Origin of the sequence: Microbacterium esteraromaticum (assembly GCF_028747645.1) — a bacterium.
GTDB lineage: Bacteria > Actinomycetota > Actinomycetes > Actinomycetales > Microbacteriaceae > Microbacterium > Microbacterium esteraromaticum_C.
In genome coordinates, this window is the sequence record NZ_CP118100.1 from 3,048,004 (window position 1) to 3,060,707 (window position 12,704).

Consider the following 12,704-nt stretch of genomic DNA (forward strand, 5'->3'; position numbering starts at 1 on the left):
GCCGAGTATTTGCGTTGACCTGCGACCGAGTGAGCATTTGCAGAAGAGCGCTCGGGCGCTTGCACACTCCGGCCACGAGTCAGGCTCGGCCCCGATTCGGCGTCTGGTGGCGCAGCGTGGAACCCAGACGCGCCCCAAGAGGCGCAACTCACTTGACGAGGCCCAACATATCCATCGACATTGGACTGACCCGCGAGATGCACGGCGTTGATCCGTCCGCGTCATCGTCCATTGCTTTCACGGAGGACACCCACCCATGACACGCACCGTTGCTGTACTTCTCGCGGGAGGGATCGGGGTCCGCGTCGGCCTCGGGATCCCCAAACAACTGATCAAGATCGCCGGCAAGGCCATAGTCGAGCACACGCTCGAGGTCATGAACGCCAGCTCCGTAGTCGACGAGATCATCATCGTCATGAACGCCGGCGCGATCGATCAGCTTGACTCGCTCAAGGATCCGGCACGCTTCCCGAAGCTGACACGCATCATCCCCGGGGGCGATACCCGCAACGACTCGACGATGGCGGCACTCAACGCGCTCGGCGACGATCCTGACACCAAGGTGCTTTTCCACGATGCCGTCCGACCGTTCATCAACGATCGGATTCTCGAAGACTGTGTCGATGCTCTCGATGACTACGACGCCGTGGACACAGCGATCCCTTCCGCAGACACGATCATTCAGGTCGATTCCGCCTCGCACATCACGGGCATCCCTAATCGATCGACGCTCCGACGCGGGCAGACCCCGCAGGCGTTCCGGCTCGGCACGATCCGCAAGGCGTACGAACTGGCCAGCCATGACAAGACCTTTCACGCAACGGATGACTGTGGAGTCGTATTCACCTACCTGCCGGACACGCCGATCTTTGTTGTCGACGGCACAGCAGAGAACATGAAGGTAACCGAGCCCATCGACGTGCATATCGCCGACAAGCTCTTTCAGCTGCAGGCAGCCAGTCTGACAGCAGACGACACCCTGCCCGACCTCGCGGGCAAGGTAGTCGTCGTGTTCGGCGGCAGTTATGGCATTGGCGAGAGCATCGTTGAGCTCGCCGAACAAGCCGGCGCCACTGTTCATCAGTTCAGTCGATCAAGCACTCAGACCGACGTGCGTTCTCGCGCTGACGTCAAGAAGGCCCTCAAGCATGCTCACGAGCAATCAGGCCGTATCGATGCGGTCGTGATGTCTGCAGGCGTTCTCCGTATGGGGCCACTGACGGCCACGAAGGTCAAGCACATCGAGTCGAGTATCGAGACAAACTTTCTCGCGCCAGTGATTGTCTCTCGCGCCGCACACAAGTACCTCGCTCAAACTGGTGGGCAGATGCTTCTCTTCACATCGAGCTCCCACACACGGGGACGCGCCAACTATGGTGTCTACTCGGCCAGCAAGGCCGCTGTGGTCAACCTGACCCAAGCACTGTCGGAGGAGTGGGCCGCTGACGGGGTGCGCATCAACTGCATAAACCCGCAACGCACTCGCACCCCTATGCGCACGAACGCTTTTGGCGAAGAGCCCGAGGGCACTCTTCTCGATCCCCAGAACGTCGCCGCCGTGAGCCTCCAGGTGCTCGACAGCGGCCTAACGGGTCAGATCGTTAACGTGCGCGTAGAACAGGTAGCCGCACAGCAGAGCATCTAGACGGACGTAAACGGGCCGCTGCACTTCAGGACTGCAGCGGCGCGTCCGCCACTGCACGACGTTTGCGGTTGCCTCCCGCCAACCCCAATAGCAGGGTGCTGTTGCTGTTTTCTGCGCACATGCGCACTATTCAGTCACGTTCATTCACTCACAACCCTTGTTTCCGCTAACACTACGTGGCATCCTCGAACCTGCCGGTACCCCAGGCCGGCAACTGATTCGAAGGAGAGCCAGAAATGAAGACCCCTCGTAGATGGGCCGGAGTGGGGCTGGGCGCAGCCCTCGTCATCACAGGCCTGTCGCCACTCGCAGCAGCTCCGGCGTTCAGCGCCGACGCCACCCCAGAAGGCATCACCCTGCGCACCGGCGCCCTTGAGGTGCACGCCTCCGGCACGTTCCCCCAGGTCGTGCAGTACACCGATCGCGCCAGCGGCGCCGTCATGCACGGCAACAACGCAGCCCTCGCCGAGCTCGAGATCAACGGAACGGCGCAACCGGTAGAGGTGCGCTCGAAGAAGATCGACGGCTCCACCGCCGAGTACACCCTCACCCCGACGGCGCTCGACGACGTCGAGTTCACGGCGCGGCTCAGCGTCAAGCAGAACGTCGTCACGCTCGCGTTCACCGAGATCATCGACCCCGACAAGAAGGTCGCCACACTGCGCATCCCCGGGCACGATCTCGTCACCGTGTCATCAGCGCAGCCGGGTGCGCACATCGCCACGGCCGACCTGTCGGTTGACCGCGCGGTCTCCGGTGACAAGTTCCTCCCCATCACCGCCGACACCGCCCTCGACCCCAAGCCGGTCTCAACGAACACTGTTATCGCTAACACATCCGAGCTGGCCGCGACCTTCACGACCAACGCGATGTACGACGACTCGTCGGGGCCCGCGCACAAGGACTCCGGCAACTTCTGGCGCCAGATCGTCAAGGACGGCGACGACGTCGAGGTCGGCGTCTCGAGCGGCCAGTGGCTGTACCGCGCCAAGGGCGCCCCCGAGACCGAGGAACTGCCCTGGGTCAAGGTGGCCATCACCTCAGATGCCAACGGCGACGGCACCGTCGACTGGCAAGACGGCGCCATCGCACTGCGCGACCTGCGCGTCGCCCCGTTCAAGGGCGATCAGACGCCCAACAACGTCATCACGCACATCCCGTTCAACTTCGCCTCACAGGCCACCCACCCGTTCCTGCGCACGCTCGACGACGTCAAGCGCATCGCGCAGAACACCGACGGGCTCGGTCAGGTCGCATTGCTGAAGGGCTACACCAGCGAAGGCCATGACTCGGCGAACACCGACTACGGCGACAACTTCAATGAGCGCGCCGGCGGCCTCGACGACCTCAACAAGACTCTCAAGGCCGGCGAGAAATGGAACGCCTCGTTCGGGGTGCACATCAACGCCACCGAGATCTACCCCGAGGCGAACTCGTTCAGCGACGAGATCATGGACCCCCGGGCACCGGGCTGGAACTGGCTCGACCAGTCGTACTACATCGACCAGCGCTACGACACCAATGAGGGCCTGCTCGACCAGCGCATCAGCGAACTGGCCGACGCCACTCACGACAACCTCGACATGGTCTACGTCGACGTCTACTACAAGTACGGGTGGCTGGCGAAGAAGATCCAGGAATCCCTCATCGACAACGACTTCCGCGTGGCGTCCGAGTGGGCCGACAAGCTCGCGGCGAACAACACCTGGTCGCACTGGGCTACCGACGAGAAGTACGGCGGCTCGACCAACAAGGGCGTCAACTCGCAGATCCTGCGCTTCGTGAACAACACGCAATCCGACACCTGGAACCCCGACCCCCGTCTGGGCACCGCTCACATCATCGAGTTCGAGGGGTGGACCGGTCAGAACGATTTCAACGCCTTCCTCGAGAACGTCTGGACGGCCAACGTGCCGGCGAAGTTCGTGCAGCACCACGAGATCATGCGCTGGACCGACGATGCCATCGACCTCGCCGACGACGTGCGGATCACCGGCACGACGGCATCCGACCGCTCGATCACCGTCGACGGCGACGAGGTGCTGCGCGGCGACACCTACCTGCTGCCGTGGTCGTCGAAGCCCGGCCAGAAGGTCGACAAGATGTACCACTACAACCCTGCCGGCGGTGAGACCACCTGGACCCTCACCGACACCTTCGCGAAGAACCGCTCGCTGCAGCTGTTCGCGCTGGGCGACGGCGGCCGCACCAAGATCGCCGACGTCGCCGTGGTCGACGGTGCCGTCACCATCGATGCCGAGGCGGGCCAGCCCTACGTGCTCGTCGGCGGAAAGAAGGGCGACTCCGGCAGCGCTCTGCCGAAGAAGGTGGCCTTCGGTGAAGGCACCACGATCACCGACCCGGGCTTCAATCTCACCGACCTCGATGCCTGGAACCCCCGTGGCACCGTGAGCATCGATCGCGATGCCAAGGGGCGCCGTGCGGCGCTGTTCGGCGAGGGGGCGTCGTCGATCTCGCAGCGTCTCGACAAGCTGCCCGCCGGCGAGTACACCGCCAGCGCCTGGGTCGGCGTCGACAAGGACAAGACGCGCGAGGTCACGCTCGGCATTGACGTGCCGAAGGGGTCGGATGCCACCGTCACGATCGACTCGTCGAAGGCGGTCAACTATGTGGCATCCGACGAGTGGCACGGCACGACCCTGCAACGACTGAAGGTGCACTTCACCGTGCCCGCTCAGGGCAACGGCAAGACGACGCTGACGATCGCCGCCGGCGACGGCGACGCGCCGGTGCGCGTCGACGACGTGCGCATCATCGAGGCGAAGGCACCGACGCTGGGCGACGACGTGATCGCCCGCGAGGACTTCGAAGACACGGATGCCGGATGGGGGCCGTTCTTCAAGGGCAGCGCCGGGGGCACCAATGACCCGCGTACTCACATCGCCAAGCGCAACGACTACACGCAGAAGGGGTGGAACGGTCGCAAGATCGACAACATCCTGAACGGCGAGTACTCGCTGATGGCCCACCAGGAGAACCGCGGGCTCGTCTACCGCACGTCTGACTACTCGGTGCCGTTCGAGCCAGGGCAGCGCTACCGCGTCTCGTTCGACTACCAGTCGACCGATGCCGGCCAGTACGCCTGGGTCACCGGCTACGACTCGTCGACCGGACCGCGCATCACCGCGAGCACCGAGTTCGGTGCCGTGCACGAGACCACGCGGTTCGAGCAGATCGTGGATGCCAGCGCCTGCGGCGACACGTTCGTGGGCCTGAACCGCATCGGCGGCGGCGCGGCTGACCTGATCGTCGATGACTTCACCGTCGAGCACCTCGGGGCATCCGAAGCGGTCCCCGCGTGCGCGCAGCTGAGTGGTGCATTGGGTGCCGACGTGATCCAGCAGGGCACGTCGACCGAGTTCACGACCACGTTCACCTCTGACGAGGGCTCGGCGATCGAGAATGTCGAGGTCTCGCTGACCCTGCCCGAGGGATGGACGGCCGAAGCCGTGACCTCGGCGACCGCTGCATCGATCGATCCGAAGGGCACGCTGGTGACCCGCTGGAGCATCACCGCGCCGGCCGACGTCGACGGCTCGTACGACATCGGCGCCACGGCCACATACACCACCACCGTCGATCCCGTCGGCGAGCGCGAGGTCACCAGCGTGACGAAGGTGAAGACGCTGCCGAAGGCACCCACGACCACCGTGTTCGCCAGCGATCACGACTGGGTGACGGCCAGCAATGGCTGGGGCCCCGTCGAGCGCGATATGTCGAACGGGCCGCAGGGCGCGGGCGACGGCACGCCGCTGACGCTGAACGGCGTCGTGTACGAGAAGGGGCTGGGTGCGCACGCGCCCAGCACCATCAAGTACTTCCTCGGCGGGCAGTGCAGCACCTTCACGGCCGACGTCGGCATCGACGACGCACAGGCGTCCCGAGGAACGGTGATCTTCTCGGTGAAGGTCGACGGCGAGACCGTCGTGACCTCGCCGCTGCAGACGGCCACCAGCGAGACGTTCGCCCTCACCGCCGATGTAAGCGGTGGCCAGTTCGTCGAACTGATCGCCGACACCACGCCCGACGGCAACGGCAACGACCACGCCGACTGGGCCGACGCGAAGTTCACCTGCGGCTGATCCGCTGAGTAGACCCGCTGCGGGGTCGGAGACACGCCTTCTCGGTTACGGGAGGGCGAGTTTCCGGCCCCGCAGTGCCGTGTGCGCTTGTCTCTGGGTGCGCTTGTCCCTGCGTGCGTCGCTACGCCGGCGAACCGCCGAACGCCCTGTCAGCGACCGTGACCGTCTCTGCTGAGAACAGCGCCGGACCGGTCGTTGCCAGCACGACAACTGTCACGACCGCGGCGGTCAGGAGCACGATGAGAAGAATGAAGACGACGATCGTCCACGCGCGGTAGCCGCCCGTGGTCGCACCGCCAGCGGGCGGCACCACGGCCGGATCGCGCGGAATGGGCGCCGGCTCGGGAAGCGACTCGGGTGGCGGTAGCCCCCGGCGTGCGGCCCGTGTCGTCGGCGCATCGACGGCGCCGCCCGGTTCCGGCGGGATCTCCGGCTCCTGCAACACGGATGCCGGAAGCACCGGCTCGGGAATGTCGAGCTCAGGCACAGTGGGCGGCGGGATCTCAGCATCCGCGATCACGACGTCAGAGACGTCGCCCTCGGTCAGTGCCGGTGCGTCGGCGAGCGCAGCGGCCTCGCTGATGGCATCCGCCGCCGCCTGCTCGGGCGACTCCGCCCCTGTCTCGGGCGACGCGGGCCGGGTCGCCTCTTCGTTCTCGCCGTTGACAGGGTCTGACATGTCAGCCTCCGATCGCTCCCGCATCGGTCGTGCTCACATCGGTGCGGTGGAAGTTCTGGAATGCGCGGGATGCCGTGGGCCCGCGCTGCCCCTGGTAGCGGTTGCCGTACGGTCCCGAACCGTAGGCGTTCTCTGCCGGCGAGGTGAGCCGGAAGAAGCAGAACTGGCCGATCTTCATGCCGGGCCAGAGTTTGATCGGCAGGGTGGCGACGTTGGCGAGCTCCAACGTGACGTGCCCGCTGAAGCCCGGGTCGACGAAGCCCGCGGTCGAGTGCGTGATGAGCCCCAGACGTCCGAGAGACGACTTGCCTTCCAGCCGGGCGGCCACGTCGTTGGGCAGCGTCACCTGCTCGAAGGTCGCCCCGAGGGCGAACTCTCCCGGATGCAGGATGAACGGCTCGTCGGGATCGACCTCGATCAGGCGCGTGAGCTCGGGCTGATCGACCGACGGATCGATGAACGGGTACTTGTGGTTATCGAAGAGACGGAAGTACCGGTCGAGGCGCACATCGACACTCGACGGCTGCACCATCTCGTCGTCGAACGGCGAGAGCCCGATGCGGCCCGATTCGAGTTCTGCCTTGATGTCGCGGTCGCTGAGAAGCACGCATTCAGCGTAACGCGCCGAGGGCCTGCGCGCCGTGATATCGCAGAGCCCACTGACATCACAGAGCCCCGTCGTGGTCGTCACGACGGGGCTCTGTGATGTCTGGCAGGTGTCAGGCGTCGCGACCGCGCAGTACAGCCCAACCGCCCAGCAGTGCAGCCGCTGACCATCCCGTGAGAGCCAGCCACGCCTCACCGCGGCTCAGCCCCCACTCCTCCGAGGGCATCACGGCGCTCTGCACCGCGTTCGAGGGCAGGTAGTCGCCGAGCGTCTGCAGCCAGGCGATGTCGGGGATGAAGCCGATCAGCAGGCTGACGATGATCGGCAGCACGAACAGGATGCCGACGGTCACCGCGATCGCTCCGGCCCCCGAGCGCAGCACGAAGGCGAGTCCGACACCGAGGATGGCGAACAGTGCCATCGCGCCCGCCGCAGACAGGATCGGCAGGATCGACTGCTCGGGTTCGCTCCAAGCGATGCTCAGGTCTCGCGATGCGGCCAGAGGAGTGATCGCCACCGCGCTGGCGACCATGATCACCGACGCCACGACGAACATGAACACTGCCAGCACCACGCCCTTGGCGGCGAGCACCGCGCCGCGCACCGGGTTGGCGGTGAGCGTCGAGCGGATCATGCCGGTCGAGTATTCGCCCGTCACCGAGATCACGCCGAGGATGCCGGCCAGCAGCATGGTGAACTGCACGGGGGCGACGACGGCCATCATCACGTCGGCGGGTGCCTCCAGCGCCCAGGTGATCGCGAAGGCGAGCCCCACGTTCAGCACGGCGACGATCGCCACCGACCACCAGGTGCCGCGCACGCTCAGCAGCTTGAGCAGTTCGCTGCGCACCTGGTGCACGAAGTTCACCCGGTAGGGACTGGTGCGGGTGCGCACGGCACCGGCCTGGATCGCGGTCATGCGAGGGCCTCCTCGAGCTGGGCGCCGCCCTGCGGGACGGCACGGGTGCGGTACTCGACCGAATCGCCGGTGAGGGCGAGGTACGCGTCTTCGAGCGAACCGCTGGTGGGGGTGAGTTCATGGATGGCGATGCCGCGCTCGGCGGCGAGGTCGCCGATGCGCGAGGCCGGCAGGCCGGTGACGTCGAGCGTGAAACGGTCGGCGGCGACGATCTCGACCTCGGGGGCGGTGAGCATGTCGGCGAGTTCGGATGCCCGCGGGCTGCGCACCAGCACGCGGGCGGTGGTCCACGCGCGCACCAGTTCGGGCAGCGGAGCGTCGGCGAGCACCTTGCCGCGGCCGAGCACGATCACGTGATCGGCGGTCTGCGACATCTCGCTCATGAGGTGACTGGAGAGCAACACCGTGCGGCCCTCGGAGGCTGCGTGCCGTACGAACTGACGCACCCAGCGCACGCCTTCGGGGTCGAGCCCGTTGACCGGCTCATCGAGGATCAGCGTGTGCGGGTCGCCGAGCAGCGCGGCGGCGATGCCGAGGCGCTGCCCCATACCGAGCGAGAATCCGCCGGCGCGCTTGCCCGCCACCGAGCCCAGACCGGTGATCTCGATCACCTCGTCGACGCGCGACGTGGGGATGCCATGAGTCGCGGCCATCGCCTTGAGGTGGTTGCGCGCGCTGCGGCCGGTGTGCACCGCCTTGGCATCGAGCAGCACGCCCACCTCGGTGAGCGGCGCACGCAGCTTCGCGTAGTCGTTTCCGTTGACGGTGACGCGGCCAGTGGAGGGGCGGTCGAGGCCCACGATCATGCGCATGGTGGTCGACTTGCCGGCGCCGTTGGGGCCGAGAAAGCCGGTGACACTGCCCGGTCGCACCGTGAACGACACGTTGTCGACGGCGAGCTTGTCACCGTAGCGCTTGCTGAGACCTTCTGCTGTGATCATGCCTTCGACGCTATTCGGCGGGGCCCCGGCGCCGCGTCGTCCCACAGGATGACATCGGTCCGTGCGGCGTACTCCGCTCGTCGGATGCTGCCCGTGGGGGCTGTGGGGTGCGGGCTGCGGTGTGGCGCGGCACAACTTCGGAGATCTGCAGAATCTCGGAGAACCCTCCCCGGTTCTGCTCCGAAGTTGCGCAGATCTCCGAGCGACGGATGCCAGCATCCCCGCGCTCATCGCTGGGCGCGGGTTTGTTATGCTTGCAAAGCGCCGAACGGCGTGCGGGGCTGTAGTTCAATGGTAGAACTTCTGCTTCCCAAGCAGACAGCGCGGGTTCGATTCCCGTCAGCCCCTCCACCCACCGAATAGGCTCTGATCCATGCCAGGATCACGACACGATCATCCGTTCCTCAAGGCGCATCGGGCGTTGCAGCCGGGGTTCGGCACCGAGGCCGCCGTGTACGGCACGATCCTGGTCAGCGGCCTGATCGCCGTCTCGTCGGCGCACGGCGAGACCTCGGGTGTGGTGCTGATCACGGTCGGGGTCACGGTGCTGGTGTTCTGGGCCGCGCACGTCTATGCCGGAACCGTCGCTCGCATGGGCGAGGAGACCGAGAACGGCCACGTCGGTGTGCGGGCGGCGCTGACCCACTCGTTGGCCCACTCGTTCGGAATGCTCACGTCAGCATCCGTCCCCGCACTGATCCTGCTGCTCGGCACCACCCGGGTGATCCCCGACGACGCTGCCAACGAGGTGGCCCTGTGGTCGGGCACCGTGATCCTCGCTTTCCTGGGGTACGTGGCGTTTCTGCGCCGCGGCAACGGGATGCTGATGCGCCTGCTCGGCGCGCTGATGACCGCGTCGTTCGGCATCGTCTTCGTGGCCTTGAAGGCCTTCGTCCACTGATCCGCAAGGAGCCCCCATGACCATCGAGCTGCTCGACACCTACTGGCGCCGAGTGCGCGCCGAGGTCCCGAACCTGCCCGCCGCCGTCCCCGAGGCCTGGGCGTTCGGCGCGACCCCCGAGCACGCCGATTCGCTGCTCGAGCTGGTGCTCACGGGCACCAAGACCGGAACCGCATCGTCGGTGTGGGACTACGAGGCCGCCGGGGATCGGATGCCCGAAGCCGGCGATCTGAGCGTGATCCTCGACAGCGCCGGTGAACCACAGGCCGTGATCCGCACGACGACAGTAGACATCGTGCCGTTCGGCGAGGTCACCGCCGAGCACGCGCACGCCGAGGGTGAGGGCGACCTCTCGCTGGCCGCCTGGCGTGAGATCCACGAGCGTTTCTGGCGCAATCACTCCGAGAGCCCGCGGGGCTGGGAACCCGACATGCCGGTGCTCTGCGAGCGATTCGAGCTCGTGCATCCGCTCCCCGCCGCAACCGACGCGAACGCATGAGCGCGCTGCTGTCGACCAACCTCATCTGGCTGGTCTCGCTGCTCGCAGCGTTCACGATCAACATCGTCGCCCTGATCTACATCCCGCGCGAACGCAAGCCGACCGCCGCGATGGCTTGGCTGCTGCTGATCTTCCTGGTGCCGTACGGCGGCATCGCGCTGTACCTGCTGATCGGCAACTTCCGACTGCCGAAGAAGCGCCGCGGCGAGCGCGCCCGCCTGACCGCGGTGCTCGGCGAGACGGACGCGGGCATCCACCCGGACGACCCGCGCTGGTTCCAGCGCGTCGTCGAGCAGAACCATGGGCTCACCGGCATTGCTGAGGTCGACGGGTCATCCCTCGCGCTCATCGACGACTACCAGGGGTCGATCGACGCGATGGCGGATGCTATCGATCGGGCCGAGCGCTACGTTCACGTGGCGTTCTACATCACGGCGTGGGATGACACCACGCGCCCGTTCTTCACCGCGATGGAGAACGCCGTGAAGCGCGGCGTGACGGTGCGACTGCTCGCCGACCACATCGCCTCGCGCAAGATCCCCGGCGCCGCCGAGACCTTCGCCGAGCTCGATCGCATCGGCGTGGCCTGGTCGTGGATGCTGCCGGTGCGCCCGCTGAAGGGTGAGTACCAGCGCCCGGATCTGCGCAACCACCGCAAGCTCGTCGTGATCGACGGCGTCGTCGCTTTCGTGGGCTCGCAGAACCTCATCTCGCGCGACTACAACGCGGCCAAGAACATCAAGCGCGGCCTCAAGTGGCACGAGTTGATCGCGCGCGTCGATGGCCCTGCCGTCGCCCAGGTGGATGCTGTCTTCCACGCCGACTGGAAGATCGAGACCGGCGAGAATCTCGACGGCGAGCATGTTCCGGCATCCGACATCGCGCGGGCAGGCGACCTGCGCTGCCAGCTCGTGCCGAGCGGTCCCACGTTCGTCACCGAGAACAACCTGCGCCTGTTCCTGTCACTGATCCATGGCGCGACCGAGCGCGTGATCCTGACGAGCCCGTACTTCGTTCCCGATGAGGCGATGATCTACGCCATCACCACCGCGTGCCAGCGCGGTCTGGACGTGCAGCTGTTCGTCTCGGAGCTCGGCGACCAGGGGCTGGTCTACCACGCGCAGCGGTCGTACTACGAGACCCTGCTGCGCGCCGGGGTGCGCATCTTCTTGTACCCGGCACCGTACATCCTGCACGCCAAGCACTTCTCGATCGACGATGACATCGCGGTGATCGGATCGAGCAATATGGACATCCGCTCGTTCAGCCTCAACGCCGAGCTGTCGCTTCTGGTGCGGGGCGAGTCGTTCGTCGCGCAGATGCGCGAGATCGAAGCGAAGTACCGCGAGGCTGGCCGTGAGCTCACGCTCGAGGAGTGGCGGCGCGAGCCGGCGAAGTCGACGTTCCTCGACGGGCTGGCCCGCTTGACGTCGGCGCTGAACTGACCGCCCGTCGCCGGGTCGCGACTCTCACCCGGCGGCGGCGAGCCAGGTGCGCGGCGGGGTTCCGATGCGCTGCGTGAACGCCCGGGTGAACGCGGACGGACTCGAGTAGCCGAGGTCGATCGACACCGCGGTGATAGAGGCGCCCGAGAGCAGTCTGTCCTGTGCCACCGAGAGCCGCCAGTCGGTCAGGTAGTCGGCGGGGGTGCGCCCGACGACCTCTTTGAACCGGGCCGCGAAGGCACTGCGCGACATGTTCGCCTCTCGGGCCATCAGGTCGAGGTTCCATCCCCGTCCGGGGTCGGCGTGCAGCGCGATGAGCGTGGGGGCCAGTCGTTCGTCACCGAGCGCTGGCAGCAGCCCGGGCGGCAGCTGCAGGGCGTCGGTGTGATCGAGCATCCACCGCAGCACCTGGATGAGCACCACTTCGAACAGGCGATCCGCGACGACCGGGCGCCCGCAGCGCACGTTGTCGACTTCGGCGAACAGCAGCTCCAACGCGGGGCGCAGCTCGGCGAGGTCGTCGAGATCGATCACGATCACCGGCGGCAGCGTGCGCACGACGGGATGGGTCGCGCCGCCGTCGAAGTCGAGTGTGGCGCAAGCGAAGTCCGATTCATCGGTGGGCGCATTGAAGAAGGAGTGCCGGATCGGGCGGGGGAAGAACAGCAGGCTCGGCCGCGTGATGTGGGTGCGGTGCACACTGCCATCGTCGTGGACCACCGTCATGTCGAGCTCGCCCCGCCGCAGCACGTGCAGAAAGCCCTGCCCGACGGACGAGAAGTCGGTGACACCGCACAGTGGGCCGCTGTGGAACAGACGCGTGCGCACGCGGAACCGCTCGAACAGCGGGGTCAGTCGGTCGATGGCGCCCATGCAGCCATTCTGTAGACGAATAGTCATGAAATCAAGACGATTCGAGACGCATCATCCAGGACTGGGCGCCAAGACTGGAGTCACGGAGCCAC

At 66.4% G+C, this 12,704-nt stretch carries 10 protein-coding genes and 1 tRNA gene; 6 read left to right on the plus strand and 5 right to left on the minus strand.

Annotation, left to right across the window (positions count from 1 at the left end; translation table 11 throughout):
* Positions 1–256: 256 nt before the first annotated feature.
* Together PTQ19_RS14625 and PTQ19_RS14630 are read left to right on the plus strand one after the other, a co-directional pair.
* On the plus strand, positions 257–1,645 hold the full coding sequence (locus tag PTQ19_RS14625) for a bifunctional cytidylyltransferase/SDR family oxidoreductase (RefSeq protein ID WP_274367868.1): 1,389 nt from the start codon (positions 257–259) through the stop codon (positions 1,643–1,645).
* Between the two features lie 236 nt (positions 1,646–1,881).
* Positions 1,882–5,748 carry an endo-alpha-N-acetylgalactosaminidase family protein gene (locus PTQ19_RS14630; protein ID WP_274367869.1) on the plus strand — a complete coding sequence of 1,289 codons (3,867 nt, stop codon included), beginning with the start codon at positions 1,882–1,884 and terminating at the stop codon, positions 5,746–5,748.
* A 121-nt stretch (positions 5,749–5,869) separates the two neighbouring features.
* Here the strand turns inward: PTQ19_RS14630 and PTQ19_RS14635 are convergent, their stop codons facing one another.
* The 4 genes from PTQ19_RS14635 to PTQ19_RS14650 form a co-directional block, all read right to left on the minus strand.
* Positions 5,870–6,427: a hypothetical protein gene (locus PTQ19_RS14635; protein ID WP_274367870.1), complete on the minus strand. Its 558-nt coding sequence runs from the start codon at positions 6,425–6,427 to the stop codon at positions 5,870–5,872.
* Position 6,428: 1 nt separating this feature from the next.
* On the minus strand, positions 6,429–7,034 hold the full coding sequence (gene dcd, locus PTQ19_RS14640) for a dCTP deaminase (protein WP_274367871.1): 606 nt from the start codon (positions 7,032–7,034) through the stop codon (positions 6,429–6,431).
* A gap of 112 nt (positions 7,035–7,146) precedes the next feature.
* A complete protein-coding gene (locus tag PTQ19_RS14645) occupies positions 7,147–7,953 on the minus strand; it encodes an ABC transporter permease (protein ID WP_274367872.1) in 807 nt (268 codons plus the stop codon).
* Positions 7,950–8,894, minus strand: a complete 945-nt coding sequence (locus tag PTQ19_RS14650; RefSeq protein WP_274367873.1) for an ABC transporter ATP-binding protein — start codon at positions 8,892–8,894, stop codon at positions 7,950–7,952. Before PTQ19_RS14650 ends, PTQ19_RS14645 begins: the two co-directional genes overlap by 4 nt.
* A 277-nt stretch (positions 8,895–9,171) precedes the next feature.
* Here PTQ19_RS14650 and PTQ19_RS14655 point away from each other — a divergent pair.
* From PTQ19_RS14655 to cls, 4 genes are all read left to right on the plus strand, one after another.
* Positions 9,172–9,245, plus strand: a tRNA-Gly gene (locus PTQ19_RS14655).
* Between the two features lie 22 nt (positions 9,246–9,267).
* Complete coding sequence (locus PTQ19_RS14660; RefSeq protein ID WP_241263509.1) at positions 9,268–9,795, plus strand: hypothetical protein; 528 nt, start codon at positions 9,268–9,270, stop codon at positions 9,793–9,795.
* A 16-nt stretch (positions 9,796–9,811) separates the two neighbouring features.
* On the plus strand, positions 9,812–10,294 hold the full coding sequence (locus tag PTQ19_RS14665) for an ASCH domain-containing protein (RefSeq protein ID WP_274367874.1): 483 nt from the start codon (positions 9,812–9,814) through the stop codon (positions 10,292–10,294).
* A complete protein-coding gene (gene cls, locus PTQ19_RS14670) occupies positions 10,291–11,739 on the plus strand; it encodes a cardiolipin synthase (protein ID WP_274367875.1) in 1,449 nt (482 codons plus the stop codon). Before PTQ19_RS14665 ends, cls begins: the two co-directional genes overlap by 4 nt.
* Before the next feature lie 24 nt (positions 11,740–11,763).
* Here the strand turns inward: cls and PTQ19_RS14675 are convergent, their stop codons facing one another.
* Positions 11,764–12,612, minus strand: coding sequence for an AraC family transcriptional regulator (locus PTQ19_RS14675; RefSeq protein WP_274367876.1), 849 nt, complete (start codon positions 12,610–12,612; stop codon positions 11,764–11,766).
* Positions 12,613–12,704 lie beyond the last annotated feature (92 nt).

Excerpts from the sequence above, each read along its gene's own strand:
- PTQ19_RS14625 (WP_274367868.1), top strand. The coding sequence starts at position 257 with ATGACACGCACCGTTGCTGTACTTCTCGCGGGAGGGATCGGGGTCCGC.
- PTQ19_RS14630 (WP_274367869.1), top strand. The coding sequence starts at position 1,882 with ATGAAGACCCCTCGTAGATGGGCCGGAGTGGGGCTGGGCGCAGCCCTC.
- PTQ19_RS14635 (WP_274367870.1), bottom strand. The coding sequence starts at position 6,427 with ATGTCAGACCCTGTCAACGGCGAGAACGAAGAGGCGACCCGGCCCGCG.
- PTQ19_RS14645 (WP_274367872.1), bottom strand. The coding sequence starts at position 7,953 with ATGACCGCGATCCAGGCCGGTGCCGTGCGCACCCGCACCAGTCCCTAC.
- PTQ19_RS14650 (WP_274367873.1), bottom strand. The coding sequence starts at position 8,894 with ATGATCACAGCAGAAGGTCTCAGCAAGCGCTACGGTGACAAGCTCGCC.
- PTQ19_RS14660 (WP_241263509.1), top strand. The coding sequence starts at position 9,268 with ATGCCAGGATCACGACACGATCATCCGTTCCTCAAGGCGCATCGGGCG.
- PTQ19_RS14665 (WP_274367874.1), top strand. The coding sequence starts at position 9,812 with ATGACCATCGAGCTGCTCGACACCTACTGGCGCCGAGTGCGCGCCGAG.
- cls (WP_274367875.1), top strand. The coding sequence starts at position 10,291 with ATGAGCGCGCTGCTGTCGACCAACCTCATCTGGCTGGTCTCGCTGCTC.
- PTQ19_RS14675 (WP_274367876.1), bottom strand. The coding sequence starts at position 12,612 with ATGGGCGCCATCGACCGACTGACCCCGCTGTTCGAGCGGTTCCGCGTG.